The organism is Myxosarcina sp. GI1 (assembly GCF_000756305.1).
Lineage (GTDB): Bacteria > Cyanobacteriota > Cyanobacteriia > Cyanobacteriales > Xenococcaceae > Myxosarcina.
Map to the genome: position 1 here is coordinate 55,656 of NZ_JRFE01000029.1, position 26,589 is coordinate 82,244.

The window sequence follows — 26,589 nt, forward strand, 5'->3', positions numbered from 1 at the left end:
GTTGTTTAGGTTGTAATCAAGCCGAGCAAGCTATCTGGGGCAAAAACGTCACGATAAAAAGTTAGCTGTTCGGTTTTGAGATGACATCCGCCTCTATGACCCCGACGCACCCAGGTTACATTACCTTTAGCGAGAGTTTCGTTAGTTTCGTCATCGACGCATTTCCATTCAAAGTAAGTTACCTCGCCGTGAAACATCACGATGGGCCAGCACATAGTTACACCAGGTTGAGCGATTAATGCCCACCAGTGTTTTTCTCGTTCTTTTTGCTCGTCTAAGCCATAATAAGGACCGTCTTGGCATAAATACACTAGGTCGTCGCGATATTCAGCGGTTAAAATATCGCCCCGTCCCTGTCTTAAAGCTTCGCAATGAGTGGGCCACCAGTCTTGGTTTTCCTGTTCGATTTGTTGGAGAGTATAACTAGAATCAATTTCTGGTAATGTTGGCTCTTTCATAGCCGCAAACTTTTCGCCATCTTCAATCAGCTTTTTCGCTACATAAGCAGTTACCAATCCAGGTCGAGAATAATCGGCAGCTAGCTCGCGATAGAAATTGGTGCGTTTTCTAACAGGTGTCGAGGCAGCCTGTGCCGCGCCGTTAGTCGAGGCTTTACCGTTGGTCTGAATTAGTTGTTGTTGCAGCATGAGAGTAGTTACATCCTCTTTGAGTTGGTTAGTCGCGCCAATATTGGCAATTAATTCGGCAACAGTAGAGCTACGCTGACCTGCCAGGGTCATGTTGCCGTCGTAGACAAAGGTGTATGCCGTACGTTCGGGGAAAGGTAAAAAGCGGTCTACATATCTGGCTAAATCTTGAGTAGCGATCGCGTATTCGGTGGAACTAAAGAATTTTTCCATCTCTAAAGGATTGGCAAAGGCAATTTCCACCGCTGCCTGATACTGTTGTTCTGGCGGCTCGAAGTGAGACACTCCAGCCGCATCGGGGCGAGAGTTGTCTACTTCTTCAAATAGGTGCAAACGTAATTTTAATACCGATTCGCTGCGAGCGATCGCGGGGGCGTAACTCTCGGTTAGATACTGACGAAAAGCGGCAACACTAGCCCCTGGTGATTTCCTCACCATAATATGGAACTTCAACAAACCTAGATTGCCGTTGGGTTCGCCACTGGGAATTCCATCGACATAGGTAATCGAATTACCAGAGTTGGTATTGTAGCCGATCGCTTTACTAAAAATATTATGTTCGTCATCCATTAAAATTGCAGCCGATTTAAACCAGACATTGCGTTCGGCTTCGCTAGTAAAAGTCAGTTCCGCGATCCCATTAAATTGCTCTTCATCATTGCAACTATATTCAATACCAGGAATTGCAGGCCACAAACCCCCTTCATTGCGGTCTAAATGAAACTGCCAATACTGATATTGACCGGGCAAACGAGCGCAAACGGGACCGTGAACATCACGCCAATAGTCATCAAACAGTTCGCGGGTAATACCCCTGCGTTTCCATAACAAAACATAAAAAGCCAATCTTCCCTGGCGATCGCGTGCCGCATAATCGGTTTTTCGAGTTGTAGTCAAAATTGTCACTTCTTTTCTCCTTAGTGAATAGGAAATAGGGAATAGTCAAAAAGTAACTGGATTGTTTACTGTGGAGCTAAAATTCGCTCTAACGCGCCAAAACTACCAGCAACTTTGTTAAATCCAGCGTAAACGCACAAAAATAAGAGTAATTCCTCAATTTCTGCTTTAGTTACTCCTTGTTTCATTGCCATATCTACATGGGCTGCAAAAGGAGTACCAGGACCTAATAAATTTTGATTGACTACATCAACCGCAATTACAATTAAGGCTTTGGTTTTTTGATCGATTAATGGTAGTCCCCAGGCTTCACCAGCAACGCGAGTCACAAAATTACCAAATTCAGGATTGATATTTTGTAAAGCCGCTTGTAGTTCGAGATCGTCTAGAACGGCATTTTTATATGGTGTAGCTGAAGATTTAGTCATCATTGGCATCTGAGTCATAAGACAAAATTTTCAATAAAAAATTTCGTAACAATGTATCTATCGTTCGTTGCAAGTATGCAAATTAAGAATCTAGAGCTAAATAACAACTAGACACTCAAGTTATTTGCAACTATCAAAAAAAACGCTCGATTAAGTGAAACTGATTTGAACTTAAAAATCAATCGAGAAGAACTAGAGAAGAAAAATTTAGAAGTTAAGGATTGAGGATAAATAGTCAATTTCTAATTATTTGCTTCTTATACCAATTTTCTAAATGTAGACTACAGATCGATGAATTTTTCCTGCTCCCTCGCAATTCATCTGTAGCTTTATTTTTTGGAATTGTACTGCTTGTAGTTTTTGTCTTCCCTACTTTTTCTCGATTGCTTCATAATATGCATTCAGAATTTTCGGCAAGCAATATTTTTTTTATCGAAGGAGACGAGTGATTGTTGGTATAGCTTCACTACGAACTATCAATCTTATTGCCATAGATTCAAATACCATCATTAACTCACATTAATTCAAGTAAATTTAGCTTTATGACACATCCAATAAATTCTTTACCAATACTTGTGAATGAAGACAATTTAGACAACGAACACAACTTGGAGCATTCACATGATCGAGATAAGACTGCCGATAAGTTAAATAAACTCGATCCTCTTTCATCATTAGGAACAGAAGTAGTTGATGATTATCTAATTGTTGCTCAAGATGCACCCTTAAACGAACGCCCTGCAATCTATACTTCTGGAGATTTATATACTTTTTTAGCTACTAGCAAAGAAACTGACTTTCGTTTTAATGTTTTTGATTTTTTTATTCCCGAAGGAGGCGGACCACCACCACACATTCACAATTTTGAACACGAAGCTTTTTTCGTCGAAGAAGGTCGGGTTAGTTTCTTTCTGGGTAATGAAGCTGGCGCGATCGATATTCCTCCAGGAGAAGAGCGTCAAGAATTTCTTTTAGAGGGATTGCCAGAAGGAACTTTTATTTTCGGTCCCAGACTTAGACCTCATGGATTTGCCAACCCAGATTCAGATGAAGCAACATCGGGAACAAACAGTGGAGCGCGAATTCTTTCTCTAACTACTCCAGGCGGTTTAGACTTATTGTTCGAGTTTGCAGGTACTCCAGTCAAAGATCGAGAAGAACAGATTTTACCTCCACCTCTAGGAATCGATCCCAAACAGTTAGAGTTTGGACAAAGAACTGGCGGAGGAATTGCATTTTCGGGATACGAACCTCCTCAAGGAACACCTGACTACGTACTGGTACTACCTGATGATATACCTAAGAAGTTAGAGAATAATATCAGAAGTCAGGTAAAGGGAATTGATGGTTTTAGCATTTTTACCGCTAGCGAACGTCCAACTCTTACTGATGAGTTTGGCGTTGAATACACTTCTTTAAGCACGCTAACAGAAACAGAAGATGAACTGGGCAACCAACTATCTTATAATCAATTTTCTCTCGCCCCTCAATCTACTACTACTTTAGTCGCAGCTTATTTAAATGACACTCAGGTGCTAGCACCGACAGCATCGTCAGCAACTGGAATTGCCAATTTACAAATTAACGAAGCTGGAGAAATTGAATACAGCTTAACTGTGTCTGGTTTAGATTTTGGAGATACGCTCGCGTTAAGTAGCCCTCAAACTCCAAACAACGAACTCGATGATGTTGTGGCTATTCATCTTCATTCGGGCGATCGCGGCAGCAGTGGTGCTCATGAGTTTAAGCTTCTAGATCCCCAACAACAGGATGAAAGCGATCTCGATATTACCGTAAACGATGATGGCTCTACTACTATTAGTGGCACATGGGAAAGTACGGAAGCGGAAATTCCTACAGATTTAACTGATTTTATCAGCGGTGATGGTAATGTTGGAGAAGAAAGTAGTTTTTACTTTCAAGTTCATACTAAAGGCAATCCTGAAGGAGAAATCAGGGGTCAGATTGCTTTAAATTCAGCAGATTTTCCCGATCCACTTGTAAGTGAGGACTACGAAGCATTTTATGTTCGTGAAGGAAGTTTGTCATTTCAAATTAACGATGAAGTTCGATTGGCAGAATCAGACACTTTTGTTTATATCGCTCCAGGAAACAAATATTCATTTGCTAACTTCGGTGAAGAGACTGTAGAGTCTTTAGCGATTACTATTCCCAATGAATCAGAAGCAGACACATTTTTTGGTAATAGCAATATTTCTTTTCCATCGCCTTTAGAATCTCAAGGTTTGTCTTCTCCAACCTTTTTCTTTTTGGGGGATGAAGCAGACATCTTCGATAGACCCGATAAAAACAATCGTCGGGTTTATGGCGGAGATGGGAATGACGAACTTTTTGCTAACCAAGACGATCGCCTGTTCGGTCAAGATGGAGATGACATCTTAAATGCTTCAAGCGATCGAAATAATAATCGTCTTGATGGTGGCGCAGGAAATGACATACTCTTGGGTGGGAAAAACAGCGAGTTAGTTGGTGGTAGTGGCGACGATATTCTCAGAATTTTGGGTGGCGATAATAATCTTCTTTATGGTAATGAGGGAGCCGACCAGTTCTGGCTGGCTAATGGTGCAATACCAGACACAGTAACTGAAACTAGACAGCTAACTAATTTAGGTTTACCAAATTTAGAAGATACCAGAAATACTATCGTTGATTTTGAGTTGGGAGTGGATAAAATTGGAATCGGTGGCGTGGCAGGAATATCTTCTTTTGACGATCTCAAACTACTACCTGCATTTGGCGATATCCGCAGTACGAGTATAGTTGCTATTGATGGTACAGAAAACGAGGTATCTCTGGGAAATGTAGCGAATATTCTATTTAATGAACTTAGTGCCGAAGATTTTGTTTTTGTTTAAATTTAATGTACTTAAAGGCGTTGCTCAATGAATAGATGATTAGCTAAAAACTGGTATAGATTAATGTTTTAAATAGTAGCTTAGAAGTCTAATCGAGGCTTCAAGCTTCTTAAAAGATTTAGAATAACAGAACGTCTTGCGGTGTAAACGAGCCTGATAGTGGCGATGACTATAGTCTTGGCTCTTAACTATAGTCATCGTCGTCTTACTGATTAAATGAGCGCAATCATTTTTTGGGAGTTACATTCTGGGCATTGCATCATAGCCTTTATCATACTTTATTTGTGCAACACCGAAATTTACGACTTTATCTTGGGGATAAAAGGAGCAAGAGTTTGGACGGTAGATTATTCCTCATTCCTGACTTCTAAATTTCGCTCTAATAATGCTAACTATGCTTTCTCTGGCGTAGGATTGGCAATATAACGAAAATCTTTATCAGAATTCCAGGGTCCGCGCTCGTCAATTTCCAGATTTGCACCATTTTCTGAAGTAGAAGTAGACAAGTTATAGTAAATGTCTACTGTTTCATCAGGTTGAACGTTACCGAAGAAAGGATCGGTTAATTTACCTAATGAATCTAAGGCTTTCATAAACATTTTAGTATGAGAAATTTCGCGAGTTAGTAAGTGTACTAGAGTTTCTTTTGTACCTTCGTCTGGCGCTAATTTTATTAAAGATTCATAAGTCTGACGTGCACCCGCTTCAGCAGCAATGTTAGCTCTAAGATCTCGAACTACATGACCACCTTCATTAATATAATTGGCATTCCAAGCCGAACCTTGAGAATCTAAAAAGTGCGGTCCAGCACCTCTAACTGCAAATAAAGTACTTTTGAAAGCATCTGTCTGATCGACATTTTTGGTGTGTACTTCAATTAGTTTGCCAATCATTTCTAGATGACTAAACTCTTCTATGGCAATATCTTGCAGCATATCTTTAATACCAGGGTCTTCTGTATGAAAAGACTGTACCCAATATTGAAGTGCCGCAGAAAGTTCTCCAGTAGCCCCACCAAATTGTTCTAATAGTAACTGAGCAAAACGTGGATTTGGTTCTTTAACGTTGACGGATTTAGCGATTAATTCTTTTTTATGAAAAAACATTAGTCGTCTCTCTCTACAATCTCTGTTTATTTACTTTAATAAATCGATAATAGTATTTTTCCAAAAAAAAATATTAAATCAAAAGATAGAGATATATTTTTAAATTTTTAATAGAAAGAAGTATGAATAACTCGTTTTTTGTACGGTATGATACTTATTTCTTATTTTTTACTCTAATATTGCGAATTTTAATTTTTTATGGTTTTATTTTTTAAGCATAAATTTAGAAGATGTCATTGATATGTCAATACTGTCTCAATTACATGACATACTTTCAGTATATTTGTTTTAAAAAGCTTCAGTATAAAAAACAAAAATATTATAACTTTTGATAGACGATAACCTTGCAAAAATAAAAGTAAGAATAATAGCATATTGGTAAAAAAACTTGGTAAAAATGCGAAATTGCTAATAATACATATTCGTACGCTCGAATTTAAAAAACACAAATATCGAACTACAAACCAAGGTAGAAAAAATGGTCAATAAAGAACGTCGTCTTACTCCCGATGATATTCCGCTACAACAGTTGGAGTATCCTGCATCTCAAGCAGATATGACTTCCCGACCAGATAGCGATCTATATAACTACTTGCCAGCAGCAAAGCTAGAAAGAAAAGTTGCTTTTATTACTGGTGCAAATTCTGGGATCGAACGCGCCGTAGCGATCGCCTGGGCGATGTGAGGAACAGAAGTATCGCTGAATTTTTACACCAAACCCTTACAAACTTGGAGCTTTAACTTGCAATTAGTGGATAAAAAATTAAGTCAATCGCCTATTTTTCCGACTCTTATCCCTATCGCTAAGGCTCTCTGGTTAAAGTTTATAGCTGACACGCCATAATGTTAATTACTGTTTGACAACAAGAATATTATGAGTAAACCAAAAGTAAAATATTGGCACGTATGGACTGATAGAGATGGAATTAGCCATCAAACTCAATGTGAATTAACTAACTTTGAAAAAGAAAGTATGGGTGGCGATGCCGATCCGCAGTGGAATAACCATTTACTTAGCAGCGATGCAGAAGTTTTGTTTACCGTTCAGCCAGTCGGTTGGGTTGGCGAGTGGCATGAAAACCCTAAGCCACAGTGGATCGTTCCTCTATCTGGTCGCTGGTTTGTCGAAACAATGGACGGTAAGCGCGTAGAGATGGGTGCTGGTGAAATTTCTTTTGGTGGCGATCAAAATACCAAGCCAAATGACAAAGGACATCAAGGGCATCTTTCTGGTACGGTAGGTGACGAACCAGCCAGATTAATGGTAGTGCAATTAAAAGATAAAAAATGGATTGCAGCGCAGCCTGGGGACTTTAGTTGAAATTAGCTCTTAGCATTGACCATTAAACATTAAACATTAAAAGACGTTAATTGATAAATGCTAAATGATAAATAAAAAAGGTATTGAAATTTATGACGATCGCCTCAAACCTTTGTTAATTCCCAATGCGGCGCTGAAAAAACTAACAGATGGTGCGGTTCACGGAGAAGGACCTGTTTATCTTCCCGAAGATGATAGCGTAATTTGGAGCGATGCTCACGGCAATCGTCTGTTGCGCTGGAGTCCTACCGAGGGAAATAAAGTGATTCGTCAGCCATCCCACTATCAAAGCGGTAATTATCTCGATTTACAAGGTCGTCTCGTTTCTTGTTCTCAGGGTCAACGAGCAATTATTCGACAGGAAAGCGACGGTGAGTGGAAGGTTTTGGTAGACCGCTATCAAGGTAAGCGGCTAAATAGCCCTAACGATCTGGTAGTCAAAAGCGATGGCACGATTTGGTTTAGCGACCCCACTTTTGGTATTACTCACGAAAATCAGGGATACGGAGGCGAACAGGAACAGGCTGGTGATTTTGTCTATCGTTTCGATCCAGAAACGGGAGAAATAGATGCGGTAATTAAAGAAATGGCAAAACCGAACGGACTGGCATTTAGTCCCGATGAAAGCCTGTTATATGTTTCCGATACTTCTGCTGCCGAACATCCCCAACAGCATCACTATATTCGCGTCTATGAAGTAAGAGAAAATCGCTATGCAGAAAACGGTCGGGTGTTTGCCGTCATCGAACCTGGAGAACCAGATGGTTTTCGTTTAGACGTACATGGCAATATTTTTACCAGTTCTGCCGATAGCGTTCAGGTATATGCACCTGATGGTACACATTTGGGGAAAATTTTGGTACCAGAAGTATGTACCAATCTTACTTTTGGTGGACGAGAAGGCAACCGTTTATTTATTACGGCAAAAACTTCTCTTTATGCGATCGCACTTAATACTAGTGGTCTGTCCATTAATTAATGATGAGTAATATTTCCCCTAGTCCCCAGTCCCCCAGTCTGCCTTAACCACTCAATTTAAAATTGACAGATTACTAGGGGAGTACAGCAACCTTAAATATTTTAGATTTGGAGCTAAACAATAATGGTCAAATTTATAAATAAATTTATTTATGCTGCGGTCGCTTTTCTCTTAACTAGCGGTATGCTTTTCAAAATTCCCGTCTTGTCAGCTACGAGAGAATTGGCTTTAATCTATCCCCCCAATAGTTTTCCAGGAGAAATAAGAAGCTGGATTTTGTTGATTTTTCGGATTGGTATTGGGATTATCTTTATTCTTCACGGCTATCCCAAACTGACTCATTTAAAACAGTGGTCTGAGAATCTAAAAATGCCCGTATTTCTCTGTTTTATTGGGGCGGCAACTATGTTTTTGGGCGGCTTTTGTTTGATTGCTGGTTTTCTGACTGGTTTGGTTAGTATCGGTATTTTATGCTGTATGGCACTGGCTTTGTTTTTGCATATTAAGGGTGGTAAACCTTTTGTTGCCCAAGATCCTTATTTAAATCCTCCCGACTATTATAAAGGACCGAAAGGAAAAGCCGAAGCACCAAGCTGCGAAAAAGCTTTTGTTTATATTCTGATTATGCTCGTACTGATGGTATTTGGACCTGGGCTATATTCCCTCGATGCCATATTACTCCCTAATCTTTCTTTTTAGTTTTAGTTATAGAAATATCAAAATTTGTAGCTGCTAATAACAAGCGCGATTCCGTTCGGAATCAATTTGTGCAATTGAAAAGCAAAATCTATTTAAATTTATTTATCTATCATCGATAGAGTAACTAAAAATTCACACTCGATCTGAGAAAATTTAATTTAGTTTTTAGCATGAGCAACTTTTTATCGGGTGTAGCGGTTTTAGCATCGCTATTAGCTCTATTTAGCAGTGGTTTTAGCATTATACAGGTATTAAATTTACAACAAAAACTGGATGTTGCGATCGCCGAACTCAAAACTACTGCAAATAATAGTCCGAATCTTAACTCAACTCAACCGAATTCCGAACCAACAACACCTATAGCCTCGCCATCAGCAGCCACAAATAATGCAGTAATTCAGCCAGGTCAATTCGTTCGTAGTGCCTTTAGTAACCTGGCCACAATAGAACTGCTCAAAGCCAATCGCGTTCCCCAGCAATCAGGCAAGGTTAACGTCCAGATGAGAATTCGTCTGACTTCAACAGGAAAAGCTGCGCCTGGATTAGTAACCAAAAGTATTTATTTTGCTAGTACTACCGCTCGCGATCCCGCTAGTGGTGAAACTTATAGCGCAGATTTAGATAACGCAACTCCTGGTGTAAATTTAAAAGTAATGGCAATTAACGAACAACCTTCAGCAGATGCTTATGTTTGGATGAATATACCAGAAAATGTTAATAGAGTCGATCTTTACATTCCAGATACAGAAGCTTTTACTAGCGTGCCAATTGCCAATAATTGAGCCAGGTCGAATTTTTCTGGCAGCAAACCATTTATTTGTTTGATGTTCTATGCCCGAACTGCAACACGAAAATGCTTATTTTTATAGTCCTCAAGAAAATAAACCCAATTGCCCCCTATTAATTTTCTTACCAGGATTGGACGAAACGGGTAAAGAGTTGATGTCTCGGCAAACGGCTAGTTTAGAAGTTGCCTTTAACGTGCGCTGTTTTGTGATTCCTCCTGAAGATTTAGATAATTGGGAGCTTTTAGCAGAATCGGTACTGGCTCTTATTGAAGACGAATTAAAATCGAATCCCAAATGTAGCGTCTATCTTTGTGGCGAATCTTTTGGCGGTTGTTTGGCACTCAAAGTTTTAGAACAAGCTCCCAAACTGTTTGAGAAAATCATTTTAGTCAATCCCGCTTCTTCGTTTCATCGAGTTCCTTTGCTCAACTTTGGTTCGCTATTATTTCCCCTAACACCAGACTTTTTTTACAACCATTCTGCTTTTCTTACATTACCTTTTCTCGCTCCCATCAATCGAATTTCTTCTCAAGCTCGTCAAGATTTAGCAGACACAATTAAATCCGCTCCCAAACAAACTGCCCAGCAGCGTCTGGCAATGATGAGAGAGTTTGAATTAAATGAAGCTAAACTCAAGCAGATAACTCAACCCGTTCTGTTAATTGGCAGCGAACAGGACTTAATTTTACCCTCTGTTGAAGAAGTAAGGCGTTTGGCAAAAATTTTTCCCCAGGCAACAGTTGTAACTTTACCCCATAGCGGTCATGCCTGTTTGGTAGAAGAAGATATTAATCTATACAGAATTATGGAAGCAAACAGTTTTGTCTTTAAAAAATAGGAACGATGATGAAATACAGCTTTATAGGTTAATTACTGACCTTACGCAGTTCGTACCGAAAATTGGTGTTGTTGGTGGTTAGTAGGGTTAGAGCTAATTCAATCTCGGTTAATTATACCTATGGTTTCTTTTTGGAATGAATGTGTTATTTATTCTGTCAACTGTGAATAACGATGGTTGATAATTCGATCGAAAGCACTATTGTAAACAAAATTTCTCACCATATCTGCTTTAAAGAAGTCGTGAGGAAAACCAAGTTCTATTTGGCTTATTTCGTCTAGCTGTTTTATTTGTTCTGGAGATAATTTAACATCAATACATTTAAGATTATCTTCGACGTGAGCAACTTTTCTCGCACCGACGATGGGAATTACGTTTTTACTCAATAACCAAGCTAAAGCCACCTGAGAAGAACTATGTCCCGTACTTGAGGCAATTTTATCTACTTCTTTAGCAATGGCGGTATTGCGATCGCTCTTATCTACAAATCCTTCCATCATTTCGTTATCCAATCGTTTGTCGTTACCATCATCTTTACCGTTGGTGTATTTACCCGTCAGCCAACCACTCGCTAAAGGCGACCAGGCTGTAACGCCAATATCAAAAGTTCGCGCCATTGGTAACAATTCTCGTTCGGGGGCGCGTTGAATTAGGCTATATTCAATCTGTAAACCAATAAAATGCGTCCAGCCTCTTAACTCAGCTAAGGTATTGCATTGAGCTACCACCCAGGCTGGAGCGTCTGATATACCAATATATAATACTTTTCCCGCTCTTACTAAATCGTCGAAGGCTCGCATCACTTCTTCTGGTGGAGTCATAAAGTCCCAGGTATGCAGCCATAACAGATCGATATAGTCGGTGTTCAATCGTTTTAAACTACCTTCTACCGACTGCACCATACTTTTGCGCTGGTTGCCACTACCGTTAGGATTACCATCACCCAAGCCATTAGTGTACTTAGTAGCTAAAACTACTGCATCTCTCTCAGAAGCAATAAACTCGCCTAAAAACTGTTCGCTCGTGCCGTTAGTGTAAATATTGGCAGTGTCGATAAAATTACCTTCAGCTTCGCGAAAAGTATCGTAAATCTTTTTACTTTCTTCGTATGATGCACCCCAACCCCAGTCTTCGCCAAAGGTCATTGTACCCAAACAGAGTTGGGATACTCTGAGTCCGCTTTTTCCAAGTAATTTGTATTGCATGATTCTTTTTCTTTATAATTTTTGGTTATTTACAATCCAAAATTTGAGTTTCTAACTCAATCCAATTTGCTGGTTCTTCTGAAATGGGAGGCTTGACTGAAATATTTTCTAAACCAGATATGCAAACATCTGCCATACTTAAATCTGATATTGAATAAGTTGTTGTCACAGCGATCGCTTTCATTCCAGCAGCAGAAGCTGCTTGTAGTCCCACAGGTGCATCTTCAATTACGACACACTTGTCGGGAGCTACAGAAAGATGTCGTGCGGCTTTTAAATATCCTTCAGGATGAGGTTTATATTGCTCTACATCATTAGTGGTAATTAAACATTCGGGTATTGGTATTCCAACGTGAAGAAGACGGTTAGTAGCGATCTGTCGGTTTCCTGAAGTAACAATTGCCCATTTGTTTTGGGGTAAACTGGTCAGTAAAGCAATCGCTCCTGGTACTGCGACTACCCCAGAGAGATTCTTAGCTTGAGATTTATCTAGTGCTTCTGCTTCAGTCTCAGCATCTAAATGAGGAGCAACTAATTGAATAGTATCTATAGTAGGGCGACCGTGAGATATTTTCAAAATCTCTTTTGCATCTAAACTATGCTTATTTGCCCACTCCTGCCAATGCCGTTCTACACAAACAGTTGAATCTACCAAAGTTCCGTCAAGATCGAATAAGATAGCTTGACATTTAATATTTATCATATTAGTAAACTACTCACTAATACTTATTAGTATACCTACCGTATTTAATCATGACTTCTATTTCATAATTCAGATGCTTGTCTTTCATGTTCTTGCTTTTTTTTGTTAATTATTGCTTGTTGAAATTTGTAGAACAACATTATTAATTCAATGCAGAATCATCTTATGAAAGACTTTTGAAGCTTGTATAGGAAATTATTGTCCAGCGCGATAATTTCCTGGTGTAGTCCCAACCAGACGCTTGAAATGCGATCCAAAATGACCGCGAGGGATGCTTTCGGCTAGAAAGCATATCCAATCGCGGTGTTGGCTTTGGTCGTAGAAACCTACTGCGGTAGCTACACTAGAAATTGGCATTCTTTTGGCTAAAAGTTTTTTGGCGCGATCGATTTTTATCTGTATTTGATAAGCACTCAAAGATAAACCCTTTTCTCGCTTAAACAGACGACTGAGATAAAAACGGCTCATTCCTGCTATGTCTGCTAATTCTGCTAAAGATACGTTATCTTCGTAGTTAGCCTGGAGATAATCGCAAACTAGCGCGATTGCAGGTCTGACTTGAGAATAAGATTTTGGTGTAAACTCGCGATCGCAACTAATCAAATTAGAAAAAAAATCCACCAGTAAAGATTCTTTAGTTAATTTAGTTGTCTGGGTTGCAGTAGCAATACAAAGTTGATGAAACAATTTCGCTAGAGAGCGATCGGACAAAATTGGTTGGGTAAAAAAAGGAACTCTACCATTGTCGGCAATTTCTAAAGCAATTTCTGTTAATAAACTTGGGTTGACGTGCATCATCAAGAAACTAGCAGGTTTGGGTAAATAAGTCCGTTCGCTAGGAGCATGAACTTCTCCCGAATGAATAATACTCAAACTACCAATAGGAACGGGATAATAAGCACCGCGATAAAAATATTCTCCCTGACAATTAAAACTCATTCCCAACTGATATTCATGATGGAAATGCTTGGGTAACGGTTCTACTGTACCTGCACTGTAGGTGTATTTTTCAATTAGGATTTTTGGCAGTTGCCATGTTGATACAGTAATTTGTGTTGGTTGAGATCTCATCAGATAACCACTGCTTTGAAGAATCGCTTTAATAGAAAATCTTCATCTATTTGACACGAGTATGACAAATGGCAGTTGTAATTTTAATAATGACTATGTGATGAATAATTAAAAGAATTTATTTGCTTTTATTTAACGGCACCAGTTTACAGGCGATCGCGATCGCGATCTAATACTCTTTATACAGTGAAAAAAAATTCCTTATTCCCTCCAATTGAAAACTATGGCATTATCGGTAATTGTCATACAGCAGCCTTAATTAGCAGTGACGGCTCAATAGACTGGCTTTGTCTGCCTCGTTTTGATTCTCCTTCACTATTTGCGCGAATTTTAGATCTCGATCGCGGTGGCAGTTGGAGCATTCGACCGACTAATTTTAGCGATCGCAGCCGTCAATATATCTATGAAACTAACGTACTGGAAACAATTTTTACCAGTGCTGAGGGCAAGATATCGCTAATCGATTTTTTCGATATTAATAGCGATGCAGGGCAAAGAGCAGCACCAGGAAGATTGATTCGCCTGGTTAGAGGCATTGAAGGAACGGTCGAAATAGTCAGCACTTTTACGCCTCGTCCCGACTATGGAAGGAGTTTGCCCGATTTTGATGGCGATGGCAACAAAATTACTTTTAATAGTTTTACCGTAACCAGTCCGACTGATTGGAAAATTGACTGTGCAGCCCATACTTTAGTTTGTCGCCTGAGTTTAAAAGCGGGTGAAGAAATTGCTTTTACTTTAATGACTCAAGAAGCTCTCGAACTTCCCCAACCCACTCCTGCTGAGGCTTTAAAATTGACCGTCGATTACTGGCAACGCTGGGCGAATAAGTGTACCTATCAAGGAGTTTACCGCGAGACAGTAATTCGCAGTGCGCTGACGCTGCAACTAATGACCTATACTCCAACGGGGGCAATTATTGCCGCACCTACTACTTCGCTACCGGAAAAGATTGGTGGCGAACTCAACTGGGACTATCGCTTTACCTGGATTCGCGACTCGTCTTTGACTTTATATGCCCTGTTGTTGGCAGGTTATCTCGAAGGAGAGCATCCTTATTTCGACTGGTTGGCTAGAACTATGTTAAAAGGTAGCGAGATTAATATTATTCATCCAATTACCGAACGAGGAGAATTAAAGGAACAAAAGCTAGAGCATCTCAGCGGCTATCGCAATTCCCAACCAGTCAGGATTGGCAATCAAGCCGCGCAGCAGGTGCAACTTGATGTTTATGGTGAAATCTTAAGTACCCTGCACTTTGCCTGGAAGACGGAAAAATACGATCCCAGTCAGATTTGGAAGCAGATTCGCCCTTTACTTGATTGGGTTGCCCGACATTGGCACGAACCAGATAACGGCGTATGGGAAATACGCGGTAAAAAGCAACATTATGTTTATAGTAAGGTGATGCTGTGGGTCGCTCTCAACTGCGGTATTGAGATGGCAAAAGCGATGGAGTTGTCAGGAGATACTGCTTGGTGGCAAACAGAAAGAGAAAAGATTCGCGCTGAAGTATTTGACAAAGGCTGGAGCGAAAAACTCGGTGCTTTTAAACAGTCTTACGAAAATGAAACTTTAGATGCCTCTAATTTACTGCTGTCAATTGTCGGATTTATCGACGGTAGCGATCGCCGTATGATTTCAACTATCGATGCCACAATTACACATTTAGTAACTAATGGTTTGTGTTACCGCTATCGCCAGCCAGACTCAGAAGCCGATAGCCAAGAAGGGGCGTTTGTGCTGTGTACCTTTTGGCTGATTAATAGTCTAATTCGAGCGGGAAGGACATCAGAAGCGATCGCCTATTACGAAGGCATTTTAGCTAGAAGCAGTTCTTTGGGACTGTTTGCCGAAGAACTAGACCCTAAAACAGGGGCACATTTGGGCAACTTTCCTCAAGCTTTCTCTCATCTAGGCGTAATTAGCGTTGCTGTTTCCCTGGCTCATGCTGGCGAAGTAGGAACGGTTCGCTCTCATCATGTCGAGGCTGCTAATGCCGTTGGTAGATGTGCGGGGGGGATTAAATGAAGCAAGGAGGCAGGAGAGCAGGGAGCAGAGGGAGAAATTAAAAATTATTTGTCTTAAATATTATGGATATCGATCGAGAACATTATGACATCATTATCATTGGCACGGGGGCAGGGGGTGGCACTGTGGGACACGAACTCGCACCTACGGGTAAAAAAATCTTGCTTTTAGAACGAGGCGAGTTTTTACCCCGTGAAAAAGACAACTGGAATCCTACTGAAGTCTATCAAAATCACCGCTACTTTACCGATGAAAAGTGGTGCGATAAAGACGGCAATACCTTTAGTCCTCAAACCTGTTATTGGGTAGGAGGTAATACTAAAGTTTATGGTGCGGCTTTGTTAAGGTTGCGAGAGCGAGATTTTGAAGAGGTGCAGCACAGAGGCGGTATTTCTCCTGCCTGGTCGCTCAAATACTCAGATTTTGCTCCCTATTACACCAGAGCCGAAAAACTATTTAACGTCCACGGCAAACGAGGCGAAGATCCCACCGAACCTTCAACAGAAGCTGATTATCCCTATCCGCCAGTAAGTCAAGAACCCTTTATGCAGGGAATAGTAGATAAATTGAGTGAAATTGGCTTTTACCCTTTTCATCTGCCAGTAGCAATTAAACTCAACGAAGTAGACGAAACATTGTCTAAGTGCATTCGCTGCGATACCTGCGATGGTTATCCCTGTTTAGTACACGCTAAAGGCGATGCCGATGTCAACTGCGTACGTCCTGCAAGAGTTTATCCCAATCTAACTTTGATGACGGGAGCTAGAGTAGACAAGTTATACACCAACGAGTCTGGAGGCGAAGTTACGGGAGTCGAAACCGAAATTAACGGACAAAAACGTTTATTCTCTGGCGATATTGTAGTAGTTTCCTGTGGCGCGATTAATTCTGCGGCTTTGCTATTGCGTTCTGGTAATGATGCTCATCCAGACGGTTTGGCTAATAGTTCCAACCAAGTAGGGCGAAATTTTATGAAACACTTAGCAACGGCAATAGTTGCCCTGCAAGATCGACCCAACGAAGCCAACTATCAAAAAACTATCGGTCTGAATGATTACTATTGGGGCGAACCAGATTTTCCCTACCCAATGGGTATGGTACAAAATACGGGCAACGTCAAACCCCACATGATGCCTGCCGAAGCACCACCTTTACTCGCTCCCTACGTCAAATTTTCCCCAGAAACTCTACTAGACGATTTGGCAAAACACACTACGGGTTGGTGGTTACAAACCGAAGATTTACCCGACCCCAACAATCGCGTCCAGTGGAAAAACGGTAAACTGCATTTAGACTATACTCCTAACAATACCGAAGCCAGAGATCGCTTAATCTATCGCTGGACTTCTATTCTCAAAGCCGTAGACCGCAGTACCAAACACGTCGTTCCCTTTGGTATCTATCCTCGCAACTATTTACCCCTATCGGCAGTAGCCCATCAGTGCGGTACCTGTCGCTTTGGAGACGATCCTCAAACTTCGGTTTTAGACCTCAACTGCCGCACCCACGATATTGACAATCTCTATGTAGTCGATGGTAGCTTTTTTCCTTCTCACGCAGGCGTAAATCCTACCTTAACCATTGTTGCCAATGCGATTAGGGTAGCGGAGCATTTGAAAGAGCGTCTGGGGGTGGGTATGTCTGCTGCGGTTGGGGCAAGAAATTAGTAGAGGTGCGGTTCGCGAATCGCCTTTACCAAGCTGTCGAAGCGAACTGCCCGTACATATATAAAGGAGAAAAACCATGAATAAAGAACAAAAGAATTTGGAAAACCAACACCAACAATCGGAAAAAGTCGCTCGTAAACAACAGCATCATGGTATGGAAAAGGGAATTGGTGCGGTTGGCGGTGGTGTGACGGGTGCAGTTGTTGGCAGCAAACTAATTGGCGGTAAAACTGGTGCTGTAGTTGGCGCGATCGCAGGTGCTGTAGTTGGTGGTACAGTTGGCGAAGCAGCTATCGAAGATCTTGAAGAACTCGAACGCAAAGCGATGAAAACTCTAGGAGAAGCACCAGGGGAAAATAAAATCTTGGCTCACTATTCTTGGGAGGAATTACAGGCACTATCCAAACCGCAAACTTAGAAAAGCTTTTAGCTTTTAGCCTTTAGCCTTTAGCCTTAATAGTTAATGTTTGCTCTTTGATACTAAGCTAATAGCTTTTAGTTGAATTTTCTTGAATGGAACTCATCCTTAATAATCTGTTTAACTTTATAACTATTGCCCCTCATTTCGTACCAGAAGTGTTACAAAAACCCTCAGTTCGTAACCCCATCGCTGTAAGTTTAGGTGCGATATCAGGCTCTTTAAGCCGTTATTACTTGAGTCTGTGGTTGCCGCAAATTCTCGGTACTGACTTCCCCTACGCCACTCTGTTTGTCAACTTATCTGGTTCGTTCGCTATGGGTATTATTATTACCTTAGTTTTAGAAAGAGCGTTGCCAATTGCTCCTGAAATACGTTTATTGATAGCGATCGGTTTCCTTGGTTCTTATACGACTTTTTCTAGTTACGAACTCGATACAGTCAATTTGATTCGCGAGTTTAGTTGGCAAACAGCTATTTTTTATTGGTTTGGTAGTGCTATTAGTGGCTTTTTCTTTCTTTATTTGGGAATTGTATTCGCCAGAGTAATCAGATTGTGACGAACTATTAGCAATTAACTATGTATAAATGTGCCAAACTTCGATCTGACAGAGGTTTGATTTAGAGGTACCGATGATTTTAGTCTGGGGACTGTTAGTTTCTGCCTGGTGCCTATCCTTTCTTTCTTATTACCTTATTAATCCCATAGCAACATTACTTATTACCAGGCTAATCTCTTGGCGAATTGCTCGCTTCTTTCTGTCTGAGTCTTATTTGTACTAAACTCTAATTAAATTCTCAGTAGGTGAGTTTAATAAAATTCAGTTGCGAGCGATATCTATGGTCAGTCCAGAATATTATTTCATCAGCGATCTTCATATTGGTGGGGAAGAAAACTTTACAGCTTGTGACTTTGAAGCAGAGTTAATTGATTTTTTACAGCTTTTAGAGAGCCAGACCAATCCCACAGAGTTGATTATTATAGGCGATGCTTTTAGCTTTTGGGAAATGACGCGCACTTCTCCCATAACTAAGTTAAAAACGATTATTCAGCAATATCCCAGACTGTTTGACCAATTCAAACGTACTGGGGAAAAGATTAAAATTACTTTAATACCTGGAAATCACGATTACGAACTCGCTTGTTATGCCGACTACAAAAGCATTCTTCAAACTTATAATATCGATTTAGAGGAAAAAGAGGTTATTACTCGTTCGCTACTGGGGCGAACTATTTGGATCGAACACGGCAATCAGCATGATAACTTTAATCGTATTGACGATTTTGGTAATCCTTATGTTACACCAATCGGCTACTATATTGTCAGTCAAATTGTAGATAGTCTAGTAGAAAAATCCCGCTTTGGTAAGTATCGGTGGCTCAAAGATATCGAATCTGTTTATCCTAATGAAGCAATTCCCCACTGGTTTTTTTCTAACTATTTTTACAAAGAAATGAGTATTTGGTTGCGCTGGATACTGTTACCTTTTCTATTGCTGTTGAGCGTGAGTTTTATAATTCTTATTAGTGCGGTACTAGAACGTGTAGGAATTGTTGCTGATGGTTTTTTTTCTAGACCTTGGTTAGCATTTTTACAGAACTTTGGTTTTGCAGGTGAAGCTTTAAATTTTACGGTAAATTTGGTTATATTCATCGATACGCTATTTTTATTTGGTTTAATTCTAGTTTTAATTCCCCTGTCATTTGTCTTTAGAGATATTCAAAAGACCTTACGCCGATATGGTTTTAAAGGCAAAAAGGGTCTAAAAATTCAAAAACAAAGTTTATATCTGCAAGCAGCGCAGCAGGTATTCGAGCGCAATCCTGACGTTTTTGCCTTTGTATATGGACATACCCATCAACCTTCTTTAACCCAAATAGGCTCTCGCTATGTTTTGAATACAGGTAGCTGGCTCAAAAAACTAAAGCGAATTTCTGCTATTTTTCGTTTTTTACCAGCAGTTTACTATCCTTCTTTTCAACTTAACTATTTTAAGATTTTTGCTAACGGCGATCGCCTGGAAATTATTTATGAATATTTACCCAAACAGGCACAACCAAATTTAACTCCGTTAGAGAAGTTAGCAATACTTGGTCGCAGAAAATCTCAACCCATTGCCATTCCTCACAGAACTGTGGTTTGACAGTCCGAATACAGTCAAATTTAACTAATGTTGATTCTCGAAACTAGCCAGATAGATGAGTACATTATTTCTTAAAATGAAAACTTTACAGCTACAAAGTACTTTACCCCTCAACGATTCCAACTTGCCCTATCCAGACCCCTTACATCCAATTGTGGTTCACTTTGTAATTGCAATGGTGTTTTTTGCTTTTTTTTGCGATGTGGTGGGCTATTTTTTTCATAAGCGACATTTGCACGAAGTGAGTTTCTGGAATTTGTTTGTGGCGACGGCGGCTATCTTTGTGGCAATCTTATTCGGTCAGTTTGAAGCAGGTTTGGCGACACCCTATGAAGCAGTACAGCCAGTGTTGAATTTACATACTTTAATTGGTTGGTCTTTAGCGGCAATTCTGGCTTTTATTACTGGTTGGCGATTTGTTATTCGCAATCGCACCCCCTTAAAAGTTCCTCCTGCTTACCTCGGTGTTGCTACTTTCTCAATCGTTATAGTAAGTCTTCAGGTTTTCCTGGGAACTCAGCTAGTTTGGGAATACGGGCTGCACGTCAAGCCTGTAGTCGAAGCAATGAACCGAGGAATTATTAAATGAACTCAGAACTAATCGACCAGTTACAACAATTGGGTATTAGATTGGGAGTAAACGGACTGCCTTATATACTGCCCATACATCCAGTTTTGGTTCACTTTACTTTAGGCTTATTTATTATCGGAATTATTTTCGATCTGGCAGGAACTTTTTTTGCCTGGGAAAAACCAATTCTCAAATTTTTAGATTTACCTGCCGTACGTTCTGGCTTTTATACCGTAGGTTTTTATAACGTATTGGCGGCAGCGGCAATTACTTTTTTTACCGTTATTGCAGGTTTTTTAGAAATTATGCTGGCGCAACCACCTCTAAATGCTAAAAGTGCCTGGGGGTTGGGTGCGGGTACGACAATGATTTTACATGGTGTAGGCGGAGTGTTGCTGTTACTAATGATTGTGGCGATGGCTGTCTGGCGAGGATTACAGCGTTATCGCTGGCGTGCGGGGCGATCGCGCGAAGCATCATGGACTTATCTTTTAATTGGCGTGGCTATTTTAGGCATCATGTACGTTCACGGAACTTTAGGAGCGCATTTAGGCGGAGATTTTGGCATTCACAATACTGCTGGTAATTTACTTAGAGAAGGTTTAAACCCTAATAAAGTATTAAATGGTATTTAGTTTGAAACCTGTAGTTTTTTAAGTTGTTTGTTTGTGACAAAAGGCAACAGGCAAAAATTACGTTACAAATGCGATCTATCTCGCTCGGCGATCGCGCTTTGCTATTTGTTTCTGACTAAGGTAAGAAGCGATCGATTGCCAAAATTTCTAAATTTAATTCAGACAATGGCATTAATTTTACTCAATTATGAAATACAAACAACTGGGCAAAGAGCTTAAAATCAGTGCGATCGGACTTGGTGCGATGCCTCTATCAATATCGGGTCGTCCTTCAGAATCGGATGCAATCGCCGTAATTCATCAAGCTCTCGATTCGGGTGTAACTCTAATCGATACGGCTGATTCTTACTGCCAGGATGAATCCGACAAACATCACAACGAAAAGCTAATTGCTAAAGCACTGCAACAATACCAGGGAGACACTAGCGCAGTCACCGTTGCTACTAAAGGAGGTGTCATACGACCTCAAGGAAGTTGGCAGCGCGATGGCAATCCAGAGCGTTTGCGAACTGCCATTCGTCAAAGCTATGAAGCTCTCGGTGGTTCTCAAGCGATCGGCGTTTGGCAATATCATGCCCCCGATACCAACTATACGATTGAAGAAGCTTTAACTCCCGCTAAAGAAGCTGTAGATGAAGGGTTAATTCGCTATGTTGGCGTTTCTAACTTTACAGTCGAGCAGATCGAACGAGCGCGCAAAGTAATCGATATTGTTTCGGTGCAAAATCAATACAATCCCTGGCATCGTCAACCAGAAGTTGATGGAGTGTTAGATTATTGCCAACGAGAAGGATTGATATTCTTTCCCTACAGTCCTTTAGGTGGAAGCAGTAGAGTCGATCGTTTGCAAGATATTAAAGTTATTGCCGAAATAGCTAAAGAAAGAGCGGTTTCGGTCTATCAAATTGTTTTAAGTTGGTTGCGTGGTAAATATTCCTGTGTCGTACCAATTCCTGGTGCCAGTCGTGTTTCTAGTATTGAAGATTCGGTTAAAGCAGCCGATCTAGAACTTTCTAATCGAGAAGTGGAACGAATCGACCGCGAGACGCAATAAGAAATTTAACAAAAAGATGTTAGATGTTTTGATTTGTACTTCAATTTAGCCTATTAAAACTAAAAATTATTAAATGCCCAAGTTTTTTGAATATATTTTAATGGCTGTGGGAATGGTAATTATCATTCTGGTTAGCTACTGGTTGGGACAACAGGCATACACTTGGATGCCGATTGAAGCTTCTACAGATGCCAAACATATTGACGATTTATTTAGCTTTCTCGTAACTATGGCAGCGGTAATCTTTTTTGGAGTTATCGGTATGCTAGTTTATTCGCTGATTTTTTATCGGGCTAAATCGGGTGACTATACGGAGGGTCATGCCTACAGACACAACTGGAAAATAGAGGTTGTTTGGTTGGTAATTCCTACGGCACTGGTATTGTGGATTGGTATTTATAGTATGAATATCTATACCCGTATGGAGATTGCTGGACCAGATCGGCTTTTAGCAGACTCAGAACCAGCTTACATCGAAGTAATCGATCGCAACAATTCAAACACGCCAACAACAATCGAAGTAGTTGCCAAACAGTGGGCTTGGGATTTTCGCTATCTCAATACAGACATTAGCAGTAACGAACTGCATCTACCAGTCAATCGACGAGTCCGATTGCTGTTACAGTCAGAAGATGTGCTGCATGGCTTTTACGTACCAGAGTTTAGGATCAAACAAGATATTATTCCCAGTCGCACTATTACTTTTCAATTTATCCCCAATCGCGTTGGCAAATACAAATTACACGACTCTCAGTTGAGCGGTACTTATTTCGCCACTATGGAAGCAGATGTCTATGTCGATACGGCTGAAGATTATCAGAAATGGCTGACTGAAATTCATGAAGATCGCACTTTAACTGCCAACTTAGCAGTTTCCGAACACGCGCGATCGCCAAAAAAAGTTTTTAATAGTCACTATCCTACAGTTATTCCCACTCAAACCGACACAATTACCGCAAGCGATCGCTAAACTTACAGCTATTTTCAGTTTTAACTTTTGACTTTTAACTTTTGCTATAAATGACCAATTCTCATCCTCATGGCGTTAGCGTTGCCGAGTCTGAAGGTTCGCCAAGCGAATCTCAAACCAATTGGCGACGTTACTTCAGCTTTAGCACCGACCATAAAGTTATTGGCGTTCAATATCTGGTAACGGCATTTACTTTTTTTCTAATTGCTGGCTTGTTAGCAATGATCGTGCGTGCCGAACTAATTACCCCTGCATCAGATTTGGTAGATCGCCCTTTTTATAATGCCTTATTTACCATGCACGGTACGGTGATGATTTTTTTGTGGATTATCCCGTCTTTGGTAGGTTTGGCTAACTATGTCGTACCTTTGGCAATTGGGGCTAAGGATATGGCATTTCCCAAACTCAACGCGATCGGCTTTTGGATAATTCCCCCTGCGGGTATCTTCTTAATCTCTAGTTTTTTTCTGCCTAGTGGTGCGGCACAGGCTGGTTGGTGGAACTATCCCCCTTTAAGCCTGCAGAATCCTTCAGGAAATTTACTCAATGGCGAACTATTCTGGGTGCTTAGTATCATTCTGTTAGGTATTTCCTCAATTATGGCAGCAGTTAACTTTGTCGCTACAATTGTCTGGCTGCGTGCGCCTGGAATGTCTTATTTTCGCCTACCGATCTTTGTCTGGACGGTTTTAACCGCTCAGTTGATGCAGTTGATTTATCTTCCCGCTTTGACTGGAGTGGCAATTATGATGCTGGCAGATCTTACTATTGGCACTCACTTCTTCCAACCTTTCGACCAGGGCGATCCCGTTTTATACCAACACCTGTTTTGGTTTTATTCCCATCCCACCGTATATGTCTGGGCGTTGCCAGCATTTGGCATTTTTTCAGAAATTATTCCTGCTTTTAGCCGCGAGCCGTTATTTGGCTACCGTTCTGTGGCGATCGCCACCATTAGCTTTGTGCCTATAACTGGTATGGTGTGGGCGCATCATATGTTTGCTAGCGGTACACCCCAATGGCTGAGAATTGTGTTTATGTTTAGTACGGAACTGGTGGCAATACCTACAGGAATTAAAGTTTTTGCCTGGACAGCTACCATTTGGCGCAGCAAACTACATTTAGAAACACCAATGCTGTTTGCTTTTGGCGGTGTAGTTATGTTCTTGTTTGCAGGTATTACGGGAGTGATGCTCGGCGCGATGCCTTTCGACCTCCACGTTAACAACACTTATTTTGTCGTCGGACACTTTCACTACATCGTCTACAACACCATTACTATGGCATTGTTTGCCGCTATTTACTATTGGTTTCCCAAAGTTTCGGGACGGATGTATTCTGAGGGTTGGGGCAAAATACATTTTTGGCTCACTTTTATCGGTGCCAATTTGACTTTCTTTCCTATGTTTCCTTTGGGCTTATTAGGAATGCTGCGTCGCGTATCTTCGTACGATCCAGAATATGCAGGTTGGAATATTATCTCTAGTTTGGGAGGGTTTCTCTTAGGAGTTTCGATCTTGCCTTTTATTGCCAATATCGTCAGTGCCTGGCTACAGGGAGCGAAAGCCGCCAAAAATCCCTGGCTGGCTACAGGTTTAGAATGGACGACTACTTCACCGCCTCCAGTAGAAAACTTTGAGGAAATTCCTATTGTAGACTCGCCGCCTTATGACTATGGCAAAGCTAAATATTCCGACCGTAGTTTAGCCAACCAGTAGTGGTTCTAATCGATCGGCTTCTCCAGGCAGGGGAGCAGGGAGCAGGAAGTTATTAAGCGATTTTTTATTAGTTAATAAACAAAGTATTAGCAAATACAAGCAAGCAATGGAAAGTTACAGTTCAGACCAAGATTTGATTAGAGATGAGCGTCCTTTTCCCTTTCATAAGTGGCGCAAAAAACTACCTCCCTGGCTGCGGCAGTTTTTACCTACAGGGGGCGGTCATCACCATCGCCAAGAGGAAAAAACACTCTTTGGTTTTGTGACTTTCTTACTTTCAGAAAGTCTGATTTTTTTCGGCTTTATCGTTAGCTATATTGCTTTACGACTAACCACTTCTCCCTGGCTACCTCCTGGAGTTACGGGACCAGAAATATCTACCGAGACGATTATCTCAACGATCGTGCTGCTTTCTAGCAGTATTGTTATTTATTTTGCCGAACGCGCTCTTAAAAAACGTCGGCTCAATCGATTTCGCCTGCTCTGGCTGCTTACAGAATTAATGGGGGCTTATTTTCTTTATGCAGAGATAAAAGAATGGCTCGGTAATGACTTTTATCCTTCTACGGGAATGGTAGGCTCGACATACTACTTATTGACAGGTTTTCATGGTCTACACGTTGCTGTAGGTATTATTTTGCTAACTATTATGCTCGTCCGTTCGTTTATTCCCCATATTTATCGCGATGGTGACTACGGCGTAACGGCAATTTCCTGGTTTTGGCACTTTGTCGATGTTGTCTGGATCTTTTTGTTTTCTTTAATTTATCTTTGGTAGGTTGACATTAGGCGATCGCTCTCAATCTTAATTCGCTCTAAGAACGTACTGCTATAAAACAAATTGCCAACGCTTAATTTTTTTCGTATCGTTCGTAAGCTGCCACAATTCTTTGTACCAGAGGATGACGAACGACATCGGCTTGAGTTAACTCGCAAAAAGCAATTCCCTCGACATTTCGTAAGATATTACGAGAGACAATCAAACCCGAAGCCTGGTTCGGAGGTAGGTCGGTTTGAGTAATGTCGCCAGTAACTACCATTTTGGCATTAAAACCCAGACGAGTCAGCACCATTTTTAACTGTGCGGGGGTAGTATTCTGCGCTTCATCAACAATGACAAAAGCATTGGAAAGAGTGCGTCCGCGCATATATGCCAGCGGAGCTACTTCTATTTTGCCTCTTTCCATCAAATCGGGAATTTTTTCAGCATCGATAAATTCATACAGTGCGTCATAAAGCGGACGTAAAAAGGGATTGACTTTCTGCTGTAAGTCCCCTGGCAAAAAACCGAGTTTTTCTCCTGCTTCTACAGCAGGACGAGTTAAAATGATGCGATCGCACTCATCGTTAAGTAAAGCCGTTACGGCTAAAACAGCAGCTAAAAAAGTTTTTCCCGTCCCCGCAGGACCGATCCCAAAGGTAATGGCGTGTTGTTGAATTGCTTTAATGTACTGTTTCTGTTTGAAGGTTTTGGCTCGAATTAGTTCCCCTTTTTTAGTACGAGCGATGACGTTTTTTTGCAGTTCTCCATATTCTTCGGTACGTCCCGTATCTACAGCCTGAAATGCGGTAACAATATCTGGTTCGACGATCGCTTTTCCCGTTTCCCATAATGGTTCGAGGGAACGCAAAACTTCAACGCTGCGGGCAACGGCTTTTTCTTTCCCAAACAGCATCAAATCTTGCCCCCTCAAGACAAATTTAACGCCCGTATATCGGGATAATAATTTTAAATTTTGCTCGTTGATTCCTGCTAGCGCTATGGCACTCTCATTATTTGGTAGCTGAATAGTTTGGGAGATTTCTGTCATTAAGTATTAAA

Annotated in this window: 25 protein-coding genes and 2 pseudogenes; 18 read left to right on the forward strand and 9 right to left on the reverse strand. The window is 40.8% G+C overall.

Annotation, left to right across the window (positions count from 1 at the left end):
• Nucleotides 1-5: 5 nt before the first annotated feature.
• The 3 genes and pseudogenes from KV40_RS37395 to KV40_RS22880 all read right to left on the reverse strand — a co-directional run bounded on the left by KV40_RS37395 (nt 6) and on the right by KV40_RS22880 (nt 1,990).
• Nucleotides 6-647: a hypothetical protein gene (locus KV40_RS37395; RefSeq protein WP_371260819.1), complete on the reverse strand. Its 642-nt coding sequence runs from the start codon at nt 645-647 to the stop codon at nt 6-8.
• Between the two features lie 204 nt (nt 648-851).
• Nucleotides 852-1,553, reverse strand: a pseudogene (locus KV40_RS37400) (EthD domain-containing protein); the annotation flags it as partial.
• A 56-nt stretch (nt 1,554-1,609) separates the two neighbouring features.
• Nucleotides 1,610-1,990 carry a carboxymuconolactone decarboxylase family protein gene (locus KV40_RS22880; protein WP_052055855.1) on the reverse strand — a complete coding sequence of 127 codons (381 nt, stop codon included), beginning with the start codon at nt 1,988-1,990 and terminating at the stop codon, nt 1,610-1,612.
• Nucleotides 1,991-2,514: 524 nt separating this feature from the next.
• On the opposite strand from KV40_RS22880, the gene KV40_RS22885 reads away from it, so the two are divergent.
• Complete coding sequence (locus tag KV40_RS22885) at nt 2,515-4,848, forward strand: CHRD domain-containing protein (protein WP_081942915.1); 2,334 nt, start codon at nt 2,515-2,517, stop codon at nt 4,846-4,848.
• Between the two features lie 60 nt (nt 4,849-4,908).
• Here KV40_RS22885 and KV40_RS36795 read toward each other — a convergent pair.
• Nucleotides 4,909-5,076: pseudogene (locus KV40_RS36795) on the reverse strand (IS1 family transposase); the annotation flags it as partial.
• 164 nt (nt 5,077-5,240) lie between these two features.
• Nucleotides 5,241-5,954: a manganese catalase family protein gene (locus tag KV40_RS22890; protein WP_036486348.1), complete on the reverse strand. Its 714-nt coding sequence runs from the start codon at nt 5,952-5,954 to the stop codon at nt 5,241-5,243.
• Between the two features lie 478 nt (nt 5,955-6,432).
• On the opposite strand from KV40_RS22890, the gene KV40_RS22895 reads away from it, so the two are divergent.
• From KV40_RS22895 to KV40_RS22920, 6 genes are all read left to right on the forward strand, one after another.
• Nucleotides 6,433-6,639 carry a hypothetical protein gene (locus KV40_RS22895; RefSeq protein ID WP_036486351.1) on the forward strand — a complete coding sequence of 69 codons (207 nt, stop codon included), beginning with the start codon at nt 6,433-6,435 and terminating at the stop codon, nt 6,637-6,639.
• 189 nt (nt 6,640-6,828) lie between these two features.
• Nucleotides 6,829-7,275 (forward strand): cupin domain-containing protein, encoded by a 447-nt coding sequence (locus KV40_RS22900; RefSeq protein WP_052055856.1) that lies wholly within the window; start codon nt 6,829-6,831, stop codon nt 7,273-7,275.
• A gap of 64 nt (nt 7,276-7,339) precedes the next feature.
• The gene (locus KV40_RS22905) at nt 7,340-8,254 is read left to right on the forward strand and encodes an SMP-30/gluconolactonase/LRE family protein (protein ID WP_036486353.1); all 915 of its coding nucleotides are present in this window, start codon (nt 7,340-7,342) and stop codon (nt 8,252-8,254) included.
• 123 nt (nt 8,255-8,377) lie between these two features.
• The gene (locus KV40_RS22910; RefSeq protein ID WP_081942916.1) at nt 8,378-8,953 is read left to right on the forward strand and encodes a DoxX family protein; all 576 of its coding nucleotides are present in this window, start codon (nt 8,378-8,380) and stop codon (nt 8,951-8,953) included.
• A 170-nt stretch (nt 8,954-9,123) separates the two neighbouring features.
• Nucleotides 9,124-9,735, forward strand: coding sequence for a hypothetical protein (locus KV40_RS22915; RefSeq protein ID WP_036486355.1), 612 nt, complete (start codon nt 9,124-9,126; stop codon nt 9,733-9,735).
• A gap of 49 nt (nt 9,736-9,784) precedes the next feature.
• On the forward strand, nt 9,785-10,579 hold the full coding sequence (locus KV40_RS22920; protein ID WP_036486357.1) for an alpha/beta fold hydrolase: 795 nt from the start codon (nt 9,785-9,787) through the stop codon (nt 10,577-10,579).
• 149 nt (nt 10,580-10,728) lie between these two features.
• Here the strand turns inward: KV40_RS22920 and KV40_RS22925 are convergent, their stop codons facing one another.
• The 3 genes from KV40_RS22925 to KV40_RS32455 form a co-directional block, all read right to left on the reverse strand.
• Entirely contained in the window at nt 10,729-11,784 is a 1,056-nt protein-coding gene (locus KV40_RS22925) for an aldo/keto reductase (RefSeq protein ID WP_036486358.1), read from the reverse strand.
• A gap of 25 nt (nt 11,785-11,809) precedes the next feature.
• Nucleotides 11,810-12,487, reverse strand: coding sequence for an HAD family hydrolase (locus tag KV40_RS22930; RefSeq protein ID WP_052055857.1), 678 nt, complete (start codon nt 12,485-12,487; stop codon nt 11,810-11,812).
• 195 nt (nt 12,488-12,682) lie between these two features.
• On the reverse strand, nt 12,683-13,558 hold the full coding sequence (locus KV40_RS32455) for an AraC family transcriptional regulator (RefSeq protein WP_052055858.1): 876 nt from the start codon (nt 13,556-13,558) through the stop codon (nt 12,683-12,685).
• 186 nt (nt 13,559-13,744) lie between these two features.
• On the opposite strand from KV40_RS32455, the gene KV40_RS22940 reads away from it, so the two are divergent.
• The 11 genes from KV40_RS22940 (at nt 13,745) to KV40_RS22990 (ending at nt 25,545) form a co-directional block, all read left to right on the forward strand.
• Nucleotides 13,745-15,589, forward strand: coding sequence for a glycoside hydrolase family 15 protein (locus KV40_RS22940; RefSeq protein WP_036486360.1), 1,845 nt, complete (start codon nt 13,745-13,747; stop codon nt 15,587-15,589).
• Between the two features lie 62 nt (nt 15,590-15,651).
• Nucleotides 15,652-17,256, forward strand: coding sequence for a GMC oxidoreductase (locus tag KV40_RS22945; protein ID WP_036486362.1), 1,605 nt, complete (start codon nt 15,652-15,654; stop codon nt 17,254-17,256).
• 76 nt (nt 17,257-17,332) lie between these two features.
• The gene (locus tag KV40_RS22950; protein ID WP_052055859.1) at nt 17,333-17,674 is read left to right on the forward strand and encodes a glycine zipper 2TM domain-containing protein; all 342 of its coding nucleotides are present in this window, start codon (nt 17,333-17,335) and stop codon (nt 17,672-17,674) included.
• A gap of 95 nt (nt 17,675-17,769) precedes the next feature.
• Nucleotides 17,770-18,234, forward strand: a complete 465-nt coding sequence (gene crcB, locus KV40_RS22955) for a fluoride efflux transporter CrcB (protein ID WP_052055860.1) — start codon at nt 17,770-17,772, stop codon at nt 18,232-18,234.
• A gap of 280 nt (nt 18,235-18,514) precedes the next feature.
• Nucleotides 18,515-19,819, forward strand: a complete 1,305-nt coding sequence (locus KV40_RS22960; protein ID WP_036486364.1) for a metallophosphoesterase — start codon at nt 18,515-18,517, stop codon at nt 19,817-19,819.
• Between the two features lie 55 nt (nt 19,820-19,874).
• On the forward strand, nt 19,875-20,408 hold the full coding sequence (locus KV40_RS22965; RefSeq protein ID WP_253274362.1) for a DUF2231 domain-containing protein: 534 nt from the start codon (nt 19,875-19,877) through the stop codon (nt 20,406-20,408).
• Nucleotides 20,405-21,025, forward strand: coding sequence for a DUF2231 domain-containing protein (locus KV40_RS22970; protein WP_036486369.1), 621 nt, complete (start codon nt 20,405-20,407; stop codon nt 21,023-21,025). The genes KV40_RS22965 and KV40_RS22970 overlap by 4 nt, the downstream gene beginning before the upstream one ends.
• A 187-nt stretch (nt 21,026-21,212) precedes the next feature.
• Nucleotides 21,213-22,079 (forward strand): aldo/keto reductase, encoded by an 867-nt coding sequence (locus tag KV40_RS22975; RefSeq protein WP_036486371.1) that lies wholly within the window; start codon nt 21,213-21,215, stop codon nt 22,077-22,079.
• Between the two features lie 73 nt (nt 22,080-22,152).
• Complete coding sequence (locus KV40_RS22980; RefSeq protein ID WP_036486373.1) at nt 22,153-23,049, forward strand: cytochrome c oxidase subunit II; 897 nt, start codon at nt 22,153-22,155, stop codon at nt 23,047-23,049.
• Nucleotides 23,050-23,099: 50 nt separating this feature from the next.
• Nucleotides 23,100-24,767 carry a cbb3-type cytochrome c oxidase subunit I gene (locus KV40_RS22985; protein WP_036486375.1) on the forward strand — a complete coding sequence of 556 codons (1,668 nt, stop codon included), beginning with the start codon at nt 23,100-23,102 and terminating at the stop codon, nt 24,765-24,767.
• Nucleotides 24,768-24,873: 106 nt separating this feature from the next.
• Nucleotides 24,874-25,545, forward strand: a complete 672-nt coding sequence (locus tag KV40_RS22990; RefSeq protein ID WP_036486377.1) for a heme-copper oxidase subunit III — start codon at nt 24,874-24,876, stop codon at nt 25,543-25,545.
• A gap of 73 nt (nt 25,546-25,618) precedes the next feature.
• Here KV40_RS22990 and KV40_RS22995 read toward each other — a convergent pair whose 3' ends face one another.
• Nucleotides 25,619-26,578 carry a PhoH family protein gene (locus KV40_RS22995; RefSeq protein ID WP_036486379.1) on the reverse strand — a complete coding sequence of 320 codons (960 nt, stop codon included), beginning with the start codon at nt 26,576-26,578 and terminating at the stop codon, nt 25,619-25,621.
• Nucleotides 26,579-26,589: the final 11 nt, after the last annotated feature.

What these genes read in the sequence shown, in the direction of transcription:
- KV40_RS22930 (WP_052055857.1), bottom strand. Translation starts at nt 12,487, where the DNA reads ATGATAAATATTAAATGTCAAGCTATCTTATTCGATCTTGACGGAACT.
- KV40_RS22905 (WP_036486353.1), top strand. Translation starts at nt 7,340, where the DNA reads ATGATAAATAAAAAAGGTATTGAAATTTATGACGATCGCCTCAAACCT.
- KV40_RS22980 (WP_036486373.1), top strand. Translation starts at nt 22,153, where the DNA reads ATGCCCAAGTTTTTTGAATATATTTTAATGGCTGTGGGAATGGTAATT.
- crcB (WP_052055860.1), top strand. Translation starts at nt 17,770, where the DNA reads ATGGAACTCATCCTTAATAATCTGTTTAACTTTATAACTATTGCCCCT.
- KV40_RS22990 (WP_036486377.1), top strand. Translation starts at nt 24,874, where the DNA reads ATGGAAAGTTACAGTTCAGACCAAGATTTGATTAGAGATGAGCGTCCT.
- KV40_RS37395 (WP_371260819.1), bottom strand. Translation starts at nt 647, where the DNA reads ATGCTGCAACAACAACTAATTCAGACCAACGGTAAAGCCTCGACTAAC.
- KV40_RS22985 (WP_036486375.1), top strand. Translation starts at nt 23,100, where the DNA reads ATGACCAATTCTCATCCTCATGGCGTTAGCGTTGCCGAGTCTGAAGGT.
- KV40_RS22925 (WP_036486358.1), bottom strand. Translation starts at nt 11,784, where the DNA reads ATGCAATACAAATTACTTGGAAAAAGCGGACTCAGAGTATCCCAACTC.
- KV40_RS22885 (WP_081942915.1), top strand. Translation starts at nt 2,515, where the DNA reads ATGACACATCCAATAAATTCTTTACCAATACTTGTGAATGAAGACAAT.
- KV40_RS22890 (WP_036486348.1), bottom strand. Translation starts at nt 5,954, where the DNA reads ATGTTTTTTCATAAAAAAGAATTAATCGCTAAATCCGTCAACGTTAAA.
- KV40_RS22915 (WP_036486355.1), top strand. Translation starts at nt 9,124, where the DNA reads ATGAGCAACTTTTTATCGGGTGTAGCGGTTTTAGCATCGCTATTAGCT.
- KV40_RS22995 (WP_036486379.1), bottom strand. Translation starts at nt 26,578, where the DNA reads ATGACAGAAATCTCCCAAACTATTCAGCTACCAAATAATGAGAGTGCC.
- KV40_RS22975 (WP_036486371.1), top strand. Translation starts at nt 21,213, where the DNA reads ATGAAATACAAACAACTGGGCAAAGAGCTTAAAATCAGTGCGATCGGA.
- KV40_RS32455 (WP_052055858.1), bottom strand. Translation starts at nt 13,558, where the DNA reads ATGAGATCTCAACCAACACAAATTACTGTATCAACATGGCAACTGCCA.
- KV40_RS22945 (WP_036486362.1), top strand. Translation starts at nt 15,652, where the DNA reads ATGGATATCGATCGAGAACATTATGACATCATTATCATTGGCACGGGG.
- KV40_RS22970 (WP_036486369.1), top strand. Translation starts at nt 20,405, where the DNA reads ATGAACTCAGAACTAATCGACCAGTTACAACAATTGGGTATTAGATTG.
- KV40_RS22880 (WP_052055855.1), bottom strand. Translation starts at nt 1,990, where the DNA reads ATGACTCAGATGCCAATGATGACTAAATCTTCAGCTACACCATATAAA.
- KV40_RS22895 (WP_036486351.1), top strand. Translation starts at nt 6,433, where the DNA reads ATGGTCAATAAAGAACGTCGTCTTACTCCCGATGATATTCCGCTACAA.
- KV40_RS22965 (WP_253274362.1), top strand. Translation starts at nt 19,875, where the DNA reads ATGAGTACATTATTTCTTAAAATGAAAACTTTACAGCTACAAAGTACT.
- KV40_RS22900 (WP_052055856.1), top strand. Translation starts at nt 6,829, where the DNA reads ATGAGTAAACCAAAAGTAAAATATTGGCACGTATGGACTGATAGAGAT.
- KV40_RS22910 (WP_081942916.1), top strand. Translation starts at nt 8,378, where the DNA reads ATGGTCAAATTTATAAATAAATTTATTTATGCTGCGGTCGCTTTTCTC.
- KV40_RS22960 (WP_036486364.1), top strand. Translation starts at nt 18,515, where the DNA reads ATGGTCAGTCCAGAATATTATTTCATCAGCGATCTTCATATTGGTGGG.
- KV40_RS22920 (WP_036486357.1), top strand. Translation starts at nt 9,785, where the DNA reads ATGCCCGAACTGCAACACGAAAATGCTTATTTTTATAGTCCTCAAGAA.
- KV40_RS22950 (WP_052055859.1), top strand. Translation starts at nt 17,333, where the DNA reads ATGAATAAAGAACAAAAGAATTTGGAAAACCAACACCAACAATCGGAA.